The organism is Streptomyces sp. A1136 (assembly GCF_004795055.1).
Taxonomy (GTDB): Bacteria; Actinomycetota; Actinomycetes; order Streptomycetales; family Streptomycetaceae; genus Streptomyces.
This window is the reverse complement of the sequence record NZ_SSBJ01000016.1, coordinates 151641-170488: the sequence shown is the minus strand read 5'-3', so window position 1 is coordinate 170488 and position 18848 is coordinate 151641. Positions and strand designations below refer to the sequence as shown.

Below are 18848 nucleotides of genomic sequence, written 5' to 3'. Positions count from 1 at the left end.
GGGGGCGGGGCCGGGCCGGCTGCCGCGGGGGGCGCCGGGGCGGGGGTCGGGGGTTCCGGGCCGGCCGGCCGCGGGCCATGGCGTGGCGGGTGCGCCGGGGAGGGCGCCGGTGGCGGGGCCGAGCCCCGGGACCGCGCTCCGCGGGCCGGCCGGTCCCGCGCTTCCGGACGTCTCCGGGTGGCGGCCGTACGCGTCGGCGCCGAGGTCGTCACGGCGGCCGGCCGGCCCCGTACCCGGCACGCCCCGACCGCCGGAGGCCGAGAGGGCCCCGCCCGATCCGCCCGTACCGCCGCTGTGGCCGGCCACGGCGTGGCCGTCGTGACGGCCGGTTCCCTCGCCCGCGCCCGCGCCCGCGCCCCCGCCGGCCGTCCGGCCGCCGTAACGCCCGGCGCCGCCGGTCGATCCCGAGTCGGGGTCGTCGTGGCCCGCCCGCGAGCCGCGACCCGCGTCCGCCGCCCGGCCGCCGTCACGGGCTCCCGGCAGAGCCAGGTGCCCCTCCATGTCCGGCGTCAGCGGCAGGACGGACTCCGTGTCCCCCGCGGCCAGCCGAAGGGTCGATTCGCCCACCCGCAGCAACGCGCCGGGCGCCAGGGACACCGCCCGCGCCCCCACCGGCACCCCGTCCAGCGTCGTGCCGTTCGTCGAGCCGAGGTCCGCCACCGTCACGCGTCCGTCCGGCAGGACCGTCACCGTGCAGTGCAGCCGCGACACGTCCGGGTCGTCCAGCGGTACGTCCGCGTCCGAGGACCGACCGATCCGGACCGCTCCCGGGTGCAGCAGGTGCACCCCGCCCGCGTCCGGTCCGGCCACCACCCGCAACTGCGGGGCCTCCAGGCCCTCCTCGGGCAGGCTCGGCACGAAGTCCGGTACCGGCACGTGCAGCGCCAGCACGGCCCCGTCCACCAGCGGCGGTTCGCCCAGCATCCGGCGCTGGGGGTCGAGCCGCTCGGCGCCCGCGTACAGCACCACCGTGCCGCCCGTGTCGGGTCCGCCCACGGTCGCCGCGAGCGCCGAGGCCACCGCGGCCAGCGCGGTACCGGCGGGCGCGGTGACGAGCACGTCACAGCCGGCGGGCGCGGTCGCGGTCTGGTGGCCGCTGCGCGACCCGAGGACGGTCAGCCGGATCTGCATCGCCGTCAGCGGTCCCTTCTGCGCGGAGCGCAGTGCACGGTGCGCGCGCCCGGGAAAGGGAACGGTCGGGCGAGCCCGCCCGATCACCCCCCGCCCGGCACGGACGCGTCGTCCGGTCAGGTCTGCCGGAAGGCAGGGCTCCCGTCCCGGCCGTTCCGTACGGGTGCATCCTCGCACCTGTCACGGACAACACGCCCGGACCCCGGCAATAAATGATCTTGATTGATCATCGTCCCGTGCGCTCGCCGCGCACATATGGTCAACGGCCTGCCGAAAATCGCCTCCGGCATACCCCGCAAACCTCACTCTTCGCACATATGTGCGGCAACCAACCTCCGCCGCCCGGCGTCTTCCCTCCGGACACCCCCTAGAGTGGGCCGGAAAACACAGCTCGGAATCATCCGAAACCAGACGACAGAAACACGACAGCAGGGGAGCGCGAGACGTGCGGCCAGTGGGCAGCAAGTACCTGCTTGAGGAGCCCCTCGGGCGCGGCGCCACGGGTACCGTCTGGCGTGCCCGCCAGCGGGAGGCTGCCGGTGCGGAGGCGGCCGTCGCCGGACAGCCCGGCGAGACGGTGGCCATCAAGGTCCTCAAGGAGGAGCTGGCCCAGGACCCGGACATCGTCATGCGCTTCCTGCGCGAGCGCTCCGTCCTGCTGCGCCTGACGCACCCCAACATCGTGCGCACGCGCGACCTCGTCGTCGAGGGCGACCTGCTGGCCCTCGTCATGGACCTGATCGACGGTCCGGACCTGCACAGGTACATCCGCGAGAACGGCCCCTTCAGCCCCGTCGCCGCGAGCCTGCTGACCGCCCAGATCGCGGACGCGCTCGCGGCCAGCCACGCCGACGGGGTCGTGCACCGCGACCTGAAGCCGGCCAACGTCCTCCTCGACGAGCGCCACGGCCAGATGAAGCCGATGCTCACGGACTTCGGCATCGCCCGCCTCGCCGACTCCCCGGGTCTGACGCGCACGCACGAGTTCGTCGGCACTCCCGCCTACGTCGCGCCCGAGTCCGCGGAGGGCCGCCCGCAGACCTCCGCCGTCGACATCTACGGCGCCGGCATCCTGCTCTACGAACTGGTCACCGGACGCCCGCCGTTCGCCGGTGGCACCGCGCTCGAAGTGCTCCACCGCCACCTCAGCGAGGAGCCGCAGCGCCCGCCGAGCCTGCCGGAGCCGGTCTGGACGGTGATCCGGCACTGCCTGAGCAAGGAGCCGGACGAGCGCCCCAGCGCCGAGAGCCTGGCGCGCGGCCTGCGCGTGGTCGCGTCCGGTATCGGCGTGCACTCCTCGCCCGCCGAGGTGGAGGCCGCGCTCGGCGTCGGCGCGCTGCTCGCGCCCGACCCCTCGCCCGCGCCGGTACCGGCGGCCCAGGGCTCCTCGGACGCGACCCAGGTACTGCCCGCCGGGGCGTCCTCCCCGACGGGCGCCTACGACCCCAATGCCATGACCAGCGTGATGCCGCCCGTCGGCGGGGCCGACGCGACGACCGTGCTGCCGAACACGGGGGCACCGGCCGCGGACGCGACCTCCGTCATGCCGCCGGTGGAACGGCCGGACCAGCCGCACCCGTGGCAGTCGCAGATGCGGGCCGCCCGGGACCGCAACGAGCAGACGCAGATGCACTACCTCAGCCCCGACGAGGACCCCCTGCGCCGCCGTCCGCAGCGGCAGGCACCCCCGCCGCCCCAGCAGCCCCCGTACCGGCAGCAGCCGCAGCAGCCGCCGCAGCAGTATCGGCAGCCGCAGCAGTACCAGCCGCAGCAGTACGCGCCGCAGCCTCCGCAGTACCAGCAGCCGCAGCCCCCGCAGCAGCCCCAGTACCGACAGCCGCAGCAGCCGCAGCAGCCGTACCAGCCGCCGGTCCGGCCGCAGGCCCCGCCGCCGCAGCCGCCGGCCCCCCGGGAGCCGCGCGAGCCGCGCCGCCGCAGCGCCAACCCGGTCCGCATCCCCGGTCTCGGCTGCCTCAAGGGCTGCCTGGTGATGATCCTGCTCTTCTTCGTCGCGGGCTGGCTGGTGTGGGAGCTGACCCCGCTCCAGGAGTGGATCGGCACCGGCAAGGGCTGGTGGGACCAGCTGTGGACCTGGGGCCGGGACGCCGCCGACTGGGTCTCCACCCTCGGCGACTCCGCCGGGAGCGGAGGCTCCTGAGGCACCGTCACGACGGGCTTGGCACTCAGTTCGTGGATTTGTCGACTTCTGGGACGTGTTTTCGCCCGCAGAAGTGAAGGTCGCCGCGAATCGGACCCCCTACTGGCCTAAAACCCGCACCCGGCCGCGTAGCTTTGGTGCGTACGCCAGCCGCTGAGGGAGCAGTCGTGGCACGGAAGATCGGCAGCCGGTACACCGCGCACCAGATCCTGGGGCGCGGCAGCGCGGGCACGGTGTGGCTGGGCGAGGGGCCGGACGGGCCCGTCGCCGTCAAACTGCTGCGCGAGGACCTCGCGTCCGACCAGGAGCTGGTCGGACGCTTCGTCCAGGAGCGCAGCGCGCTGCTCGGCCTGGACCACCCGCACGTCGTCTCCGTCCGCGACCTCGTCGTGGACGGCGACGACCTCGCCCTCGTCATGGACCTCGTACGCGGTACGGACCTGCGCACCCGCCTCGACCGGGAGCGCCGGCTGGCCCCCGAGGCGGCCGTGGCCATCGTCGCGGACGTCGCCGACGCGCTGGCCGCCGCCCACGCGGCGGGCGTCGTGCACCGCGACGTGAAGCCCGAGAACGTCCTGCTGGACATGCAGGGGCCGCTCGGCCCCGGCGGCGCCCACCCCGCGCTGTTGACCGACTTCGGCGTCGCCAAGCTGATCGACTCGCCGCGGCGGACCGCGGCGGGCCGGGCGTCGGCGCCCAGCACCCGGATCATCGGCACGCCGGACTACCTGGCCCCGGAGATCGTGGAGGGGCTGCCCCCGCGGGCGGCCGTCGACATATACGCCCTGGCCACGGTGCTCTACGAGCTGCTGGCCGGGTTCACCCCGTTCGGGGGCGGCCACCCCGGCGCGGTGCTGCGGCGGCACGTCACCGAGACGGTGGTCCCGCTGCCGGGTATCCCGGACGAGCTGTGGCAGCTGATGGTGCAGTGCCTGGCCAAGGCCCCGGCGTCCCGCCTGCGCGCCTCCGAGCTGTCGACCCGGCTGCGGGACCTGTTGCCGCTGCTGGCCGGGATGCCGCCGCTGGACGTGGACGAGCCGGACGACGCGGAGCAGGAGACCGCGCAGGCCGAGGAGAGCGTCCCCGCCGACCTGACGCGGCGGCGGGGCGTGGTGCCGCTCGTCCCCGGCTCGGCCACCGACTCCAACCGGGACACGCACACCTCGATGCGGGTACCCGGACCGGACGAGCTGGCCGGCGGCGCACTGGGCACGGCCCGGGTGCCGCGCCCGGCCGGCGGCCACCGGCCGGGTTCGGCGCGGCACCGGGCCGAGGCGGTGCGCAAGCGCCGGCTGATGCTGTCGGTGTCGGCGGTGACGCTGGCCGCGGCCGTCGGCGTCGGCACCTGGCTCGCGGTGTCGGACGACTCCGACGGCGCCCCGCCCCCGAAGGACGCCAAGCACTCCGCCCCGGCCCGGCCCTAGTTCCCCTACCGCCTCGTTCGGCCCCGGCTCGGGCCGCCCCCGGCCGCCCGCTCCCGGGGCGCTACGCCCCGACCAGCTCCGGGTGCCAGCGGCGCGCCACCTCGGGGTGGGCTCGGACCCATCCCTTGAGCTCGTTGCGGCCGTACTCCGCGTGCAGCGGGTTCGACGCGTCGTGGGCCACACCCGGCGCCGCCCGCAGGTAGTCGCCCGGCACCGTCTCCACCACCGCGTCCAGCCGCGGGTTGTAGAAGAACGGCACCGAGAACCGCTCCACCGCCCCCGGCGGGCTCACCACCCGGTGGTCGGTGGCCGTCAGGTAGCCCTCCGTCGCGATCTCCAACAGCTCGCCCAGGTTGACGACGAACGCCCCCGGCCGCGGCGGGATGTCGACGTAGCCGCCGTCCCGCACCACCTGGAGCCCGCCCACCGAGTCCTGGAGCAGCAGCGTCAGGAAGCCGTAGTCCTTGTGCGCGCCGACGCCCTGGTCCGTGCCCGACGGGGCCGATCCCGGGTAGCGGATCAGCTTCGTGTGCAGGTGGGGCCGGTCGGCGAAGGCCGCGTCGAAGAAGTCCGGCGGGGCGCCGATCGAGGCCAGCAGCTCCCGCAGCAGCCGGTGGGCGACCGAGGCGAGTCGCGCCTGCCAGTCCAGCACCACCTCGCGCAGCTCCGGCAGCGCCTCGGGCCACTGGTTGGGGCCCTCCAGCCACATGTACGCCGGGTCGTCCGGGCCCGGCACCGTCGCGGGCCGCTCCGCGCCGACGTCCAGTTGGTCCCGCCAGTCCGAGGCCCCGCCCGTCAGCTCGTGCCCGATCCGGGTGTAACCGCGGAAGTGGGGCGAGTTCAGGTTGCTGACCGCCAGCCGGTCCGCCTCGGGGAGGTCGAAGAAAGCCCTGGTCAGTTCGAGGATGCGGGCGGTTTCGGCCTCGCTGATGCCGTGCCCGGTCAGGTACAGGAAGCCGCTGTCGCGGGCGGCGGCGTGCAACTGCTTGAGGAAGTCGGCGCGCTCGGCGGGATCGTCCGCCCGCGACAGGTCGATGACCGCGAGCGAGGGGACGGCCGAGGCGAGGGGAGAGGAGGAGGGAGAAGGGTGCGCGGACGGCATGACGGCTCCGTTTCGGATGTCACGGGGTCCTGTTCCCCGGAGGTGGCGGGGGCAGCGGGTGGGGAAGGCCGTCGGCAAGGGTGGCGCCGGGAGGCCGCGTAGCCGCGTACAGGACCGAAGTCGGATCGGGTTGGATCAGGCTTGTGCGAAGTCCGGCGGCAGACAGCTCGTGGTGGTGACACGCATGTGATCCACATGGCGACGCTTCACGAGTAGAACGGTCATACGGTGAGCGTACGCCCGTACCCACCCTGATCTGTACGGGCCGATCCGGCCTGGCCGGAGAGTGCCGCCGGCGGACCGGCTACGCTGGACCCGTGGCAGTCGTCGATGTTTCCGAAGAGCTGAAGTCCCTCTCCTCGACCATGGGGTCGATCGAGGCCGTCCTGGACCTCGACAAGCTGAGGGCAGATATCGCCGTGCTGGAGGAGCAGGCAGCCGCGCCGTCCCTGTGGGACGACCCGGAGGCCGCCCAGAAGATCACGAGCAAGCTTTCGCACCTCCAGGCCGAGGTGCGCAAGACCGAGACGCTGCGCGGGCGCATCGACGACCTCGCCGTGCTCTTCGAGCTCGCGCAGGAGATGGACGACGCGGACACCCTCGCGGAGGCGGAGGCCGAGCTGGTCTCCGTGCGCAAGGCGCTGGACGAGATGGAGGTCCGGACCCTGCTCTCCGGCGAGTACGCCGAGCGCGAGGCCCTGGTCAACATCCGCGCCGAGGCCGGCGGCGTCGACGCCTCCGACTTCGCCGAGCGCCTCCAGCGCATGTACCTGCGCTGGGCCGAGCGGCACGGCTACCCGACCGAGGTCTACGAGACGTCATACGCGGAAGAGGCCGGCATCAAGTCGACCACCTTCGTGGTCAAGGCGCCGTACGCCTACGGCACCCTCTCCGTCGAGCAGGGCACCCACCGCCTCGTGCGGATCTCGCCCTTCGACAACCAGGGCCGCCGCCAGACGTCCTTCGCGGGCGTCGAGGTGCTGCCGGTCGTCGAGTCCAGCGACCACGTCGAGATCGACGAGGGCGAGCTGCGCATCGACGTGTACCGCGCCTCCGGCCCCGGTGGCCAGGGCGTCAACACGACGGACTCGGCGGTGCGCATCACGCACCTGCCGACCGGCATCGTGGTCTCCTGCCAGAACGAGCGTTCGCAGATCCAGAACAAGGCGAGCGCGATGAACGTGCTCCAGGCCAAGCTGCTGGAGCGGCGCCGCCAGGAGGAGCAGGCCAAGATGGACGCCCTGAAGGACGGCGGCAGCTCCTGGGGCAACCAGATGCGGTCCTACGTCCTGCACCCGTACCAGATGGTCAAGGACCTTCGGACGGAGTTCGAGGTCGGCAACCCGCAGGCGGTCCTCGACGGCGAGATCGACGGCTTCCTGGAGGCCGGCATCCGCTGGCGCAAGCAGCAGGAGCAGACCGCGTAACGCACCCGGATGTGGGAAGGGCCCGGACACCGTCAGGTGTCCGGGCCCTTCCCGTTCGCGTGGTTCTTCGCACGATGACGCGCGCGAGGGGGTCGCGCGACGTGGGACGTGTGATCGGGACGTGGCGGAGAGCCGTGCCGGACACCCACGCGGTCCGGCGAAGGCGCGACCCACGCGCCTTACGCGGCCTTGGCGATCACCGTGAGGGCTGCGACCAGCACCACCAGCAGCGCGATGAGCGCCATCGGGTTCAGGCCTGCGAAGGGGCTCTCCTGCTGGAGGCGCTCCCGGTTCGCCCGGCACACAGGGCAGCGGCCCTGGCTCACGGGTGCGGCGCAGTTCGCGCACACGAGCCGGTCATATGTCATGCGCTCCTCCTCTCGTCCCCTGGTACAACGGCGCGGGGAACGGGTCCGTTCCCTCTACCACTGTGCCGGCTTCGGCGACATTCGGCGCGGCCCGTCCGGGCAATCACCGTCCGACCCTCGGGGACCCCGGGACATATCGGGCAACTGTGGATGCCGGGCCCACACCCGGCGCCCGTTCGCGTATGGTCACGCACACCTACTCCCGGCGACCGTGGTGCACCCGTGATCCGATTCGACAACGTCTCCAAGTCCTACCCGAAGCAGAGCCGCCCCGCACTCAGAGATGTCTCGTTGGAGATCGCGAAAGGCGAGTTCGTCTTCCTCGTCGGCTCCTCCGGCTCCGGCAAGTCCACCTTCCTGCGGCTGGTCCTGCGCGAGGAGCGCGCCAGCCACGGACAGGTGCACGTCCTGGGCAAGGACCTCGCCAAGCTCTCCAACTGGAAGGTTCCGCACATGCGGCGCCAGCTGGGGACCGTGTTCCAGGACTTCCGGCTGCTGCCCAACAAGACGGTGGCGGAGAACGTCGCCTTCGCGCAGGAGGTCATCGGAAAGCCGCGCGGCGAGATCCGCAAGGCCGTCCCGCAGGTCCTGGAGCTGGTGGGCCTGGGCGGCAAGGAGGGTCGGATGCCCGGCGAGCTCTCCGGCGGCGAGCAACAGCGCGTGGCCATCGCCCGCGCCTTCGTCAACCGTCCCGCCCTGCTGATCGCGGACGAGCCGACCGGCAACCTCGACCCGCAGACCTCCGTCGGCATCATGAAGCTGCTCGACCGCATCAACCGGACCGGTACCACGGTGATCATGGCGACGCACGACCAGCAGATCGTGGACCAGATGCGCAAGCGCGTCATCGAACTCGAACAGGGCCGTCTCGTGCGCGACCAGTCGCGCGGCGTCTACGGCTACCAGCACTGAAAGGACGCCATGCGCGCCCAGTTCGTCATGTCGGAGATCGGCGTCGGTCTCCGTCGCAATCTCACCATGACCTTCGCGGTCATCATCTCCGTGGCCCTGTCGCTGGCCCTGTTCGGTGGCTCCCTGCTCATGCGCGACCAGGTCAGCGCGATGAAGGGGTACTGGTACGACAAGGTCAACGTCACCGTCTACCTCTGCAACAAGAGCGACGCCCAAGACGCCGCCGAGGCCGCCGAGGCCGCCAAGAACGACGCCGCGGGATCGGGTGGCGGCGGGGGCGGCGCCGGCAAGGCCTGCGCCAAGGGGGCGGTGACCCCCGAGCAGAAGCAGCAGATCGAGGCCGACCTCAAGAAGCTGGACCTCGTGCAGAAGGTCACGTACGAGTCCTCCGACGAGGCGTACAAGCACTACAAGGAGCGGTACGGTCAGACCGCGCTGGCCTCGGTCGTCACCCCCGACCAGATGCCCGACTCCTTCCGGGTCAAGCTCAAGAACCCGGAGAAGTACCAGGTCATCACGTCCATGTTCGCCGGCCGCGACGGCGTGCAGTCGGTGGCCGACCAGAGCTCCGAGGTCGACAACCTGTTCAGCCTCCTCGGCACGCTCAACTGGGCGGCGCTCGGCATCATGATGATCATGCTGATCGTGGCGCTGCTGCTGATCGTCAACACGGTGCGCGTCTCGGCGTTCAGCCGTCGGCGGGAGACCGGCATCATGCGGCTCGTGGGCGCCTCCGGCTTCTACATCCAGGTCCCCTTCATCATGGAGGCGGCCGTCGCCGGCCTGATCGGCGCGGGGCTGGCCTGCGTGATGCTGGGCGCGGGGCAGTACTTCGTGATCGACCACGGGGTGGACCTGCGGCACAAGCTGGAACTGATCAATTTCATCGGCTGGGACTCCGTCCTCACCAAGCTGCCGCTGGTGCTGGTCGTCGGCCTGCTGATGCCCTCGCTGGCGGCCTTCGTCGCGTTGCGCAAGTACCTCAAGGTGTGATCGGCCCCCACGAGGTGTGACGAGAACCCCGTGTGAGCCGCGCCCAACCCACCTTGGGAGCGCGGGCCTTGTCCTAGACTCGGCGCCATGCCGGGTCCCCCCGTCCACTGTCTCCGGCCCCGCGACCTGCGTCGCGGGGCCGCTTTGACGTTGGCCTTCCTCGCCGCGGTCACCGTCGGCGCCGGTACCGGCTGCTGGGGCGCGGACGACGACGCCCGGCGGCCAGCGGCCGTCCGGGCCGCGGCCGGCGCGGCCGAAGCCCCCGGCGCCGGGGCCGCCACCGTCGACCGGGACGCCGTGGCCCGGGCCGTCGCCGAGGCCGTGGCGGAGGGCAAGTCGGGCAAGAGGGCCGCCGAGGAGGAGGTCAGCCGCAGCGGCGACCGCTGGGCCGCCGTCTACGACCCGGCCGAGTACGCCGCCTTCACCGAGGACCTCGACGGGCACTGGACCGGCGTCGGCGTGTGGACCGGGCGCCGCCGCGACGGGCGCATCGAGGTCGACCGGGTCCAGCCCGACGGCCCCGCCGCCCGGGCCGGGCTGCGAGCCGGGGACCTGCTGCTGGGCGTGGACGGTCAGGACGTCACGGGCCGCTCCGTCGCCGATGTGGTGGCGATGCTGCGCGGCGCGGCCGGCACCCCGGTGGTGCTGCGCCTGAGCCGGGGCGGCGTCGACCTCACCGAGACGGTCCGCCGCGAGGAGCTGAGCGCCGACCCGGTGACCGTACGGAGCCTCCCCGACGGCACCACCGTGATCAAGGTGGCCTCCTTCACCCGGGGCTCGGGGCAGCGCGTGCGGGACGCCGTCCGCGCGGCCCCGCCGGGCGCGGGCGTCCTGCTGGACCTGCGCGGCAACCCGGGCGGGCTGGTCACCGAGGCCGTGGCGGCCGCCTCCGCCTTCCTGGACGGGGGGCTGGTGGCGACGTACGACGTACGGGGCTCCGAGCGCGCCCTGTACGCCGAGCCGGGCGGCGACACCGCCCGGCCGCTGGTGGCGCTGGTCGACGGGGGCACGATGAGCGCTGCCGAACTGGTCACCGGCGCCCTCCAGGACCGGGGCCGCGCGGTCACGGTCGGCACCCACACCTTCGGCAAGGGCGCGGTGCAGATGCCGACGCGGCTCCCGGACGGCTCGGTTGCGGAGCTGACGGTGGGCACGTACCGCACCCCGGAGGGTCGCAGCATCGACGGGAGCGGCATCACGCCCGACCTTACGGCGGGCGACGGCGCCGAGGACCGGGCCCGGCGGGTATTGGGTGGCCTCGGGGTGGGTCCGTAGTGCGAAAATGACCGCACTATGGCTAAGGAAAAAGGGCGCAAGCTGATCGCCCAGAACAAGAAGGCGCGGCACGACTACACGATCATCGACACCTACGAGTGCGGTCTCGTGCTCACGGGCACCGAGGTCAAGTCCCTGCGCCAGGGCCGGGCGTCCCTCGTGGACGGCTTCGTGTCGGTGGAGGGCAACGAGGCCTGGCTGTACAACGTGCATGTGCCGGAGTACAGCCAGGGGACGTGGACCAACCACAGCGCCCGGCGCAAGCGCAAGCTCCTCATGCACCGGGAGGAGATCGACAAGCTGGAGCGCAAGGCGGACGAGTCGGGTCACACGATCGTGCCGCTGACGCTGTACTTCAAGGACGGCCGGGCGAAGATCGAGATCGCGCTCGCCAAGGGCAAGAAGGAGTACGACAAGCGTCAGACCCTGCGCGAGAAGCAGGACACCCGCGAGACGAACCGCGCGATCTCGGCGATCCGCCGCAAGCAGCGCGGGACGGTGTAGGCGGCGCGGCGGGCACGCCGTTCAATCGCCTGGCATCCCGTGGTCCACTTCGCGTACCATGGGCTCCAGCACCGCACCACCCCCGGGTGGCGTGGTTTGTCAATAAAACATGGGGATGATCGGTTTCGACAGCGGATGTCGATGCAGGGGAAGCGAGCCGAGGAAGCGGCAATGATCTCGTAAACCCTATGTCGCAAAAAATAATCGCCAACACCAAGAGCGATAACTCCCGCTTCACCCTCGCTGCCTAATAACAGTGAGCTGAAGCCTCTGTGAGGAGCGTCAGCCCGGAAGTGGTCCCGGTCCGGATCCTGGCGTCAATTAGGGATCTAAACCTCTAGCCCCGGTCACGGGGGCCTGAGGGAAATCAAACAGTGACTGAGCCCGTCGGAGACTTGTCCGTGTGATCTCCGGGGCCGAGAAAAGCGCAGCGGACTGCGCTCGGAGAAGCCCTGCTTCTGCACCGTTGGACGCGGGTTCGATTCCCGCCATCTCCACAAACCCCATGTGGGCGAAGGCCCCGTAGTCATCTGACCGCGGGGCCTTCGTCATGCCCGGACCCGTCGGAACCGGTGCGCCTGCGTGTCGAGCCGTCCGGGTAGGCCGGTCCGTGACGGACATCAGTAGTGGTAGCGGACCTTGAGGATCTTCACTTCCTTCTGGTCGGCCCGGCCGGGGCTTCCCGATCCCGGTGAAAGGGTCCCGCTGGATCTCCCCGAGCAGACGGGTGATCCGCCGACCCATCTTCCGGTCGGAGGCGGGCCGGAGGAAGAAATCCCGCCAGGCGGCGGCATCGAAATGGGTGCTCCTCACCCCTCGCCCCCGGCCAGATCCCGAAGCTCGTCCAACGCCTTGGCGACGGCTGGGGCACCCGCCCGGTCACGGGCGACCGCCGCCGGCAAACGCTGCGCGTTTGCCGGCGACCGCAGCAGACAGACGGTCTCCTGCCTGGAGTCGTAGTCATCGGCGGACATCAGGACGGCGTCCCCGTGGCCAGAGGTGATCCGGACGGGGTCGTGGTCGGTCTTCACGCACTCGATGAGCGGAAAAGCGGTACGACCACAGGCCCCGGCGGGTGGTGATCAGGAGGGCCAGGAGGGCGGCGGCCGCCGGGAGGGCGTAGGCGGTCGGGGGGCCGAGGTGGTCGATCAGTTGGCCGGCGCCGGCCGAGCCGGCGGCGATGCCGGCGAGGATCGCGGTGACGGCGACCGTCATGCCCTCGTTGAGCCGGCCGGCCGGGGTGACGGCGTGGACGCGGGACATCGCAGTCACCATCGTCGGGGCCGTCGCCATGCCCGCGGCGAGCAGCGCGCCCGCCAGCAGCGGCAGCGAGCCCGCGCCGGCCGTCGCCCAGGGCAGGGCCATCGCCGCGGCCAGCGCCACGAGGCAGGTGGTCAGTCCCCGCGGGCGCAAGGACCCGTAGAGCAGGCCGACCGCGCAGGAACCCAGCGCCTGGAGCGCCAGGACCGGCCCGGCGGCGGCGCCCAGGCCCAGGGCGCCCAGGTGGGCGATCGAGGTGACCTCCATCGCGCCGAACATCACGCCGAGGGCGGCGAACAGCGGCAGCAGCGGAGCCACGGCGCGCAGCGCCGAGCCGGGCGGGCGCAGCGGGGAGACCGGGGGCTCGGTGGCGCGCCGTGAGGTGAACAGCAGCATCCCCGTCAGCAGCAGGGCGGCCGCCGCGAGGGTCCCGGCCTCGGGGAAGACGGCCGAGCACAGGAACGCCGCCACGACCGGGCCGAGCATGTAGCACAGCTCGTCGGCGGCCTGTTCGAAGGACATCGCCGCGTGGTGCTCGGCGGGGCGGTCGCGCAGCAGGTGGGTCCAGCGGGCGCGGGACATCCCGCCGATGTTGGGGGTGGTGGCGGTCGCCGCGTACGAGGCGAACAGGGTCCAGGCCGGTGCGTGGGTGCGGACGCTCAGCACCAGGGCCAGCGAGCCGAGCACCGCGATCACGCTGGCCGGGACGGCGATCCGGGCCTGGCCGTGGCGGTCGACCAGCCGGGCCGTCCAGGGCGCCACCAGCGCGGTGGCCGCCATGCCCGTCGCGGTGACGGCGCCGGCCAGGGCGTAGGAGCCCCGCTGGCCGGCGATCATCATCACCGCGCTGATGCCGAACATCCCCATGGGCAGGCGGGCGAGGAGGTTCCCGGCGGTGAACGCGCGGGCCCCGGGCACGGCGAACAACCGCCGGTACGGGCCGCCCTCGCGGGCCGCCCGGGAGGGCGAGGGGCGTGACGAGCCGGGCGCGGCGTGGACGAGGGTGGAGCCGGAGACGGTCATGAGGGGGCTGCGGGACGAGGTCGCGTACGGCATGGGAACAGCCTCCGGCCGGACGGCCCGGGGGGTCCAACACCTGTTCCGGGGCCATTCACCGCCCTGTGTTGTCAGTCTCCGTTGTTAGTCTCCCGGGGTGATCCCCCGCGATGTGGAACCCAGGCTGCTGCGCGGCTTCGTGGCCGTCGCCGAAGAGCGCCACTTCACCCGCGCCGCGGCCCGCCTGTATGTGGCGCAGCAGGCGCTGAGCAGGGACGTACGACGGCTCGAACGACTCCTCGGCGCCCCCCTGTTCCTGCGCACCACCCGCGCCGTGGAACTGACCGCCGACGGGGAACGACTGCTGGCGCCCGCCCGCAAGGTACTCGCCGCGCACGAGGAGCTGGCCGCCGCCTTCACCGGCCCTCGGGCGCTGCTCGTCGACCTGAACACCGACGGCCCGAGCACCGCCCGCACCGTCCTCGAACAAGCCCGCGAACTCGCCCCGGAGTGCGAGCTGATGGCCCGCTTCGAGAGCGGCCTCACGCACGCCGCCGCCGAGATGGCCGCCGGGCGCCTGGACGTGTCCTTCGGGTACGCCGACGGCCTGGCCCCCGCGCTGCGCGCCCGCCTCGCGCACCGGCCCGTACGGTACGAGCCGCTGGCCGTGCTGCTGCCCGAGGGACACCCGCTGGCCGCGCGCGACGTCGTACCGCTGGCGGCGCTCGCCGGGGAGACCGTGTACGCCGGGGCCGGTAACCCGCGGACCCTGGAATGGACCGGGCTCGCCCGCGAACTCTTCGCCGGACGCGGCATCCTGCCCGCGCCGCCCGCGCCGGTGGCCGTCGGCAAGGACGAGTTCCGCCGGGTCATGGCCAAGACCCGCAATCCGGTCCTGGTCACCGTCGACTTCCCCGACATGCCGGGCTGTGCGAAACGGCCCCTCGTCGACCCCGTGCCGCTGTCCCCGCTGTCGATGGTGTGGCGCGAGGGCCTCGTCCACCCCGGCCTCGACGCACTCCTCGCGGCCGCTTCCGCCGGCGCGGCCACTCGCGGCTGGCTGGACGTACCCCCGGACGCCTGGCTTCCGGCGGCGCTCACAGACGCCTCCGGCGGCGGGTGAGAGCAAGGTTTCCCGGCGGTCATCAGCCGGGGACCGGAACCGAAACGCGCCGTTCCTACGGTCGTCACCACGGACGCGACAGCTGTGGAGGCGTGTGATGAGCACCGGTACGACCGCACCGCGCGAAGGGGGCCGCTGGATCGAGCGGTGGGACCCCGAGGACGAGACGTTCTGGAAGGAGACCGGGGAGAAGACCGCCAACCGGAACCTGCTGTACTCCGTGTTCTCCGAGCACATCGGGTTCTCCATCTGGTCGCTCTGGTCCGTGATGGTGCTCTTCATGGGGCCCGGGTACGGCATCGACCCCGCCGGGAAGTTCTTCCTCATCGCGACCGCCACCGCCGTCGGCGCGCTCGTGCGCATCCCGTACACCTTCGCCGTCGCACGTTTCGGCGGCCGGAACTGGACCGTCGTCAGCGCCCTGTTGCTGCTCGCGCCGACCGTGGCCGCGCTCGCGGTGATGGAACCCGGCACCCCGTACGGGGTCTTCGTCGCCGTCGCCGCCCTGACGGGCGTGGGCGGCGGGAACTTCGCCTCGTCCATGACCAACATCAACGCCTTCTTCCCGCTGCGCAAGAAGGGCTGGGCGCTCGGGCTGAACGCGGGCGGCGGCAACATCGGCGTCCCGGTGGTGCAGCTCGCCGCCCTGCTGGTGATCGGGACGGCCGGGGCCGGGCACCCGCGGCTGCTGCTCGCGGCGTACGTCCCGCTGATCGTCGCCGCCGCGGCGCTGGCCTTCCTGCGCATGGACAACCTGGCGCCGGTGCGCCGGGACGCGGGCGCCGTACGGGACGCGGCGCGCGACCCGCACACCTGGATCATGGCGTTCCTCTACATCGGCACCTTCGGCTCCTTCATCGGCTACAGCTTCGCCTTCGGGCTGGTCCTGCAGACCCAGTTCGGCCGGACCCCGCTCCAGGCCGCCTCGCTCACCTTCATCGGACCGCTCCTCGGCTCGCTCGTCCGCCCGGTGGGCGGGGCGCTCGCCGACCGGCTGGGCGGGGCGCGGATCACCCTGGCCACGTTCGTGGCGATGGCGGCGGCGACGGGCGTGGTCGTGGCGGCCTCGGTCCGCGAGTCGCTGCCGGTCTTCCTCGTCGGGTTCGTGGCCCTGTTCGCGCTGAGCGGGATCGGCAACGGCTCCACGTACAAGATGATCCCCGGGATCTTCCAGGCGAAGGCGCTGGCCCGCGGGATGACCGGCGAGGACGCCGCCGCCTGGGGACGCAGGCTCTCCGGGGCGTCCATGGGACTGATCGGCGCCGTGGGAGCCCTCGGCGGGCTCGGCATCAACCTGGTGTTCCGGCAGGCCTTCACGGCCGCCGGGTCGGGCACCGCCGCCTTCGTCACCTTCCTCGGCTTCTACGCCGTGTGCTGCGCGGTCACCTGGGCGGTATACCTTCGCCGGCCGGCCTCCGGGGAGCGGCCGGTGGCCGGGCCGGCGACGAAGCGGCAGCTCACCTCGGTGTAACGGGGGTTAACGGCGGCGAAATACGGTGGAACCGAGTCCGTCACGGCGATTTGGCAGGCTCGGTTCCCGTTGAGCGACACACGTGAGAACCCATGCGCGAGGCAGGACACCACTATGGACGACGACGCCGCCACGGAAACGGCCACCGGCCCCCTCTCCGGGTTCACCGTCGGGGTCACCGCCGCCCGCCGCGCCGACGAGCTGATCGCCCTGCTGCGCCGGCGCGGGGCGACCGTGCTGCACGCCCCGGCCCTGCGGATCGTGCCCCTGGCCGATGACGGCGAACTCATGGAATCCACAAAGGAGTTGATCCGCCGAACCCCGGACGTGGTGGTCGCCACCACCGCCATCGGCTTCCGCGGGTGGATCGAGGCCGCCGACGGCTGGGGGATCGGAGAGGAACTGCTCGCCCTGCTGCGCACCACGGAGCTGCTGGCACGCGGGCCGAAGGTCAAGGGCGCCGTACGGGCGGCCGGGCTGGTGGAGGCCTGGTCGCCCGGGTCGGAGTCCCTCGCGGAGGTACTGGACCGGCTGCTCGCCCAGGGAGTGGCCGGCCGGCGCGTCGCGCTCCAGCTGCACGGCGAGCCGCTGCCGGGGTTCGTGGAGACGCTGCGCGCGGGCGGGGCGGAGGTGGTGGTCGTACCGGTGTACCGGTGGATGCCCCCGGAGGATCCGGGCCCGCTGGACCGGCTCCTCGACGCCGTCGCCACCGGCGGGGTCGACGCCCTCGCCTTCACCTCGGCTCCGGCGGCGGCCTCGCTGCTGTCCCGGGCGACCGAACGGGGCATGCGGGAGGCGGTGCTGGAGGGGCTGCGCGGGGACGTGCTGTCGGCGTGCGTGGGGCCGGTGACGGCGCTGCCGTTGCAGGCGGAGGGGGTGGCCACGGTGCAGCCGGAGCGGTTCCGGATCGGGCCGCTGGTGCAGGTGCTGTGCAAGGAGTTGCCGGGGCGGGCCAGGGTCCTGCCGGTGGCGGGACACCGGCTGGAGATCCGGGGGCACGGGGTGCTCGTCGACGCGGAGCTGCGCCCGGTGCCGCCGGCGGGGATGGCGCTGCTGGGGGCGCTGGCGCGGCGACCGGGGTGGGTCGTGGGGCGGGCGGAGCTGCTGCGGGTGCTGCCGGGGGCGGGGCGGGACGAGCACGCCGTGGAGACGGCGATGGCGCGGCTGCGGGCGGCGCTGGGGGTGCCGAGGCTGATCCAGACGGTGGTCAAGCGGGGGTACCGGCTGTCGCTGGACCCGGGTGGGGACGGGTGCGGGGTGCCGCCGGAGGTGTAGGGGCCGGGGCCGGAGCCTGCCGGGCCGGGCTGGTGGTCGGGCGTGGGGGCGGGTTAGCGTGCCGCCGTGATGATCGACGGGGTGGAGATGAGGGGCGTCACGGTCGATGACGCCGCAGGGCTGGCGGGGGCGTTGGCGCGGAACCGGGCCTACATGGCGCCGTACGAACCGCGGCGGCCCGAGGAGTTCTACACCGAGGCCGGCCAGCGCGAGCGGATCGGGGCGCTGCTGGCCGACCGGGACGGAGGGCGGCTGCTGCCGTTCGTGCTCGTCGCGGGCGACACGCCCGTCGGCGCGATCAACCTCGGCAGCATCGCCCTCGGCCCGTTCCGCAGCGGCGGAGTGGGCTACTGGGTCGACCGGGCGTGGGCCGGGAAGGGGCTGGCCACCGCCGCCCTGCGGGAGGTCTGCCGGATCGCCCGCGACGAGGTCGGGCTGCACCGGATCGAGGCGGGCACCCTCGTGGACAACGTTGCCTCCCAACGGGTCCTGGCCAAGGTCGGCTTCGAACGGTTCGGGCTCGCGCCGCGCTACCTGCACATCGACGGAGCCTGGCGCGACCACCGGCTGTTCCAACTGCTGCTGCACGACAACCCCCCGGACGGGGTTTAGGCCGTGTCTTTCGGATCAGGCCTGATCCGAAAGACACGGCCTGGGTCCGGGCGTCAAAGCGGTGCCGCCCCGGGGGACACCTCCCAGCGGCAGCCGGGGGAGGAACTTTGACGACGGGGCCTAGCCGACCGGGCACCTGACGGGCACTCTGGGGAGGCGGCCCACGGCAACCGAGGCGGTGACCGGTATGTGGTTCGACTCCGGGCGGGTCTGCCTGGACCTGCTCGCCACCTTCGCCCCCCGGCGGGACACCGAAGGCATCCGGGACGGCGACGAGCTGCGGCTGTGGCTCGTCGGGGCCGGGCTCGTCCCCGACCGCACACCCCTCGGCCGGGTCGGACCCGACTGGGTCGGGGCCTTCCGCGAGCTGCGTAGGGATGTGGAGAGCCTCGTACGGGCCGAGCTGCACGGGGCCGCGCCCGACGGGGACGCCCTGGCCCGGGTCAACGCTGCGGCCGCCGGTCCACCCCCGGGGCTGTGTGCGGTGCGGGACCAAGAAGGGCACCTCGTGCGGGAGTTGTGCGGGGCGGTGGAATGCGCCGGGCTGCTCGCCGCCATCGCCCGGGACGCCGTCGAGCTGCTCACCGACCCCGGTGACCGGGCGTTGCTGCGTGCCTGCGAGGGCGAGGGCTGCGCCCGCGTCTACCTCGACACCTCGCGCGGCCACCGCCGGCGCTGGTGCTCCAGCGAGGTGTGCGGCAACCGCGAACGGGTCGCCCGCCACCGCCGGAGGGTCCTGGCGGCCGGATCTTCCTGACGCCGGCGCCCGACCCCGACGCCGTTCGGCCGCGACGCCTTCCGCGACACCCTTTGCGGT

Annotated in this window: 17 protein-coding genes, 1 other RNA gene and 1 pseudogene; 13 read left to right on the top strand and 6 right to left on the bottom strand. The window is 73.0% G+C overall.

Going from position 1 to position 18848, the window contains the following annotated elements; translation table 11 throughout:
* On the bottom strand, positions 1 to 1131 hold a 1131-nt coding region (locus E6R62_RS41765), incomplete at its 3' end, for an FHA domain-containing protein (RefSeq protein ID WP_136214449.1).
* Between the two features lie 445 nt (positions 1132 to 1576).
* Between E6R62_RS41765 and E6R62_RS17980 the strand changes: the two genes are divergently transcribed.
* Both E6R62_RS17980 and E6R62_RS17975 read left to right on the top strand, forming a co-directional pair.
* Positions 1577 to 3289 carry a serine/threonine-protein kinase gene (locus tag E6R62_RS17980; RefSeq protein ID WP_136214448.1) on the top strand — a complete coding sequence of 571 codons (1713 nt, stop codon included), beginning with the start codon at positions 1577 to 1579 and terminating at the stop codon, positions 3287 to 3289.
* 167 nt (positions 3290 to 3456) lie between these two features.
* Entirely contained in the window at positions 3457 to 4713 is a 1257-nt protein-coding gene (locus tag E6R62_RS17975) for a serine/threonine-protein kinase (RefSeq protein WP_136214447.1), read from the top strand.
* Between the two features lie 61 nt (positions 4714 to 4774).
* Here the strand turns inward: E6R62_RS17975 and E6R62_RS17970 are convergent, their stop codons facing one another.
* Positions 4775 to 5815, bottom strand: a complete 1041-nt coding sequence (locus E6R62_RS17970; protein WP_206308758.1) for an isopenicillin N synthase family oxygenase — start codon at positions 5813 to 5815, stop codon at positions 4775 to 4777.
* A 317-nt stretch (positions 5816 to 6132) separates the two neighbouring features.
* On the opposite strand from E6R62_RS17970, the gene prfB reads away from it, so the two are divergent.
* On the top strand, positions 6133 to 7242 hold the full coding sequence (prfB, locus tag E6R62_RS17965) for a peptide chain release factor 2 (protein ID WP_136214446.1): 1110 nt from the start codon (positions 6133 to 6135) through the stop codon (positions 7240 to 7242).
* Between the two features lie 179 nt (positions 7243 to 7421).
* Here the strand turns inward: prfB and E6R62_RS17960 are convergent, their stop codons facing one another.
* Positions 7422 to 7610, bottom strand: coding sequence for a hypothetical protein (locus E6R62_RS17960; RefSeq protein ID WP_136214445.1), 189 nt, complete (start codon positions 7608 to 7610; stop codon positions 7422 to 7424).
* A gap of 222 nt (positions 7611 to 7832) precedes the next feature.
* Here E6R62_RS17960 and ftsE point away from each other — a divergent pair, with 222 nt between their 5' ends.
* The 5 genes from ftsE (at position 7833) to ssrA (ending at position 11794) form a co-directional block, all read left to right on the top strand.
* Complete coding sequence (ftsE, locus tag E6R62_RS17955) at positions 7833 to 8522, top strand: cell division ATP-binding protein FtsE (RefSeq protein ID WP_136214444.1); 690 nt, start codon at positions 7833 to 7835, stop codon at positions 8520 to 8522.
* A 9-nt stretch (positions 8523 to 8531) separates the two neighbouring features.
* Positions 8532 to 9515 carry a permease-like cell division protein FtsX gene (ftsX, locus tag E6R62_RS17950; protein ID WP_136214443.1) on the top strand — a complete coding sequence of 328 codons (984 nt, stop codon included), beginning with the start codon at positions 8532 to 8534 and terminating at the stop codon, positions 9513 to 9515.
* Positions 9516 to 9602: 87 nt separating this feature from the next.
* Positions 9603 to 10790, top strand: a complete 1188-nt coding sequence (locus E6R62_RS17945; RefSeq protein WP_136214442.1) for a S41 family peptidase — start codon at positions 9603 to 9605, stop codon at positions 10788 to 10790.
* An 18-nt stretch (positions 10791 to 10808) separates the two neighbouring features.
* The gene (smpB, locus tag E6R62_RS17940; RefSeq protein WP_136214441.1) at positions 10809 to 11294 is read left to right on the top strand and encodes an SsrA-binding protein SmpB; all 486 of its coding nucleotides are present in this window, start codon (positions 10809 to 10811) and stop codon (positions 11292 to 11294) included.
* Positions 11295 to 11405: 111 nt separating this feature from the next.
* Positions 11406 to 11794: a transfer-messenger RNA gene (gene ssrA, locus E6R62_RS17935) on the top strand.
* Positions 11795 to 11914: 120 nt separating this feature from the next.
* Here the strand turns inward: ssrA and E6R62_RS17930 are convergent.
* The 3 genes and pseudogenes from E6R62_RS17930 to E6R62_RS17920 all read right to left on the bottom strand — a co-directional run bounded on the left by E6R62_RS17930 (position 11915) and on the right by E6R62_RS17920 (position 13610).
* Positions 11915 to 12107 (bottom strand): annotated as a pseudogene (locus E6R62_RS17930) (type II toxin-antitoxin system YoeB family toxin).
* A complete protein-coding gene (locus tag E6R62_RS17925) occupies positions 12104 to 12334 on the bottom strand; it encodes a type II toxin-antitoxin system Phd/YefM family antitoxin (protein ID WP_136214440.1) in 231 nt (76 codons plus the stop codon). The pseudogene E6R62_RS17930 and the gene E6R62_RS17925 overlap by 4 nt, the downstream one beginning before the upstream one ends.
* On the bottom strand, positions 12255 to 13610 hold the full coding sequence (locus E6R62_RS17920; RefSeq protein WP_240801734.1) for an MFS transporter: 1356 nt from the start codon (positions 13608 to 13610) through the stop codon (positions 12255 to 12257). Before E6R62_RS17920 ends, E6R62_RS17925 begins: the two co-directional genes overlap by 80 nt.
* Before the next feature lie 97 nt (positions 13611 to 13707).
* On the opposite strand from E6R62_RS17920, the gene E6R62_RS17915 reads away from it, so the two are divergent.
* The 5 genes from E6R62_RS17915 to E6R62_RS17895 all read left to right on the top strand — a co-directional run bounded on the left by E6R62_RS17915 (position 13708) and on the right by E6R62_RS17895 (position 18788).
* Positions 13708 to 14673 carry a LysR family transcriptional regulator gene (locus tag E6R62_RS17915; protein ID WP_136214439.1) on the top strand — a complete coding sequence of 322 codons (966 nt, stop codon included), beginning with the start codon at positions 13708 to 13710 and terminating at the stop codon, positions 14671 to 14673.
* A gap of 97 nt (positions 14674 to 14770) precedes the next feature.
* Positions 14771 to 16144 (top strand): nitrate/nitrite transporter, encoded by a 1374-nt coding sequence (locus tag E6R62_RS17910; RefSeq protein ID WP_136214438.1) that lies wholly within the window; start codon positions 14771 to 14773, stop codon positions 16142 to 16144.
* Between the two features lie 114 nt (positions 16145 to 16258).
* On the top strand, positions 16259 to 17419 hold the full coding sequence (locus E6R62_RS17905) for a uroporphyrinogen-III synthase (RefSeq protein WP_136214437.1): 1161 nt from the start codon (positions 16259 to 16261) through the stop codon (positions 17417 to 17419).
* 69 nt (positions 17420 to 17488) lie between these two features.
* Complete coding sequence (locus E6R62_RS17900) at positions 17489 to 18031, top strand: GNAT family N-acetyltransferase (RefSeq protein WP_136214473.1); 543 nt, start codon at positions 17489 to 17491, stop codon at positions 18029 to 18031.
* A 187-nt stretch (positions 18032 to 18218) separates the two neighbouring features.
* Positions 18219 to 18788, top strand: a complete 570-nt coding sequence (locus tag E6R62_RS17895; protein ID WP_136214436.1) for an ABATE domain-containing protein — start codon at positions 18219 to 18221, stop codon at positions 18786 to 18788.
* The last annotated feature ends 60 nt before the right edge of the window (positions 18789 to 18848 follow it).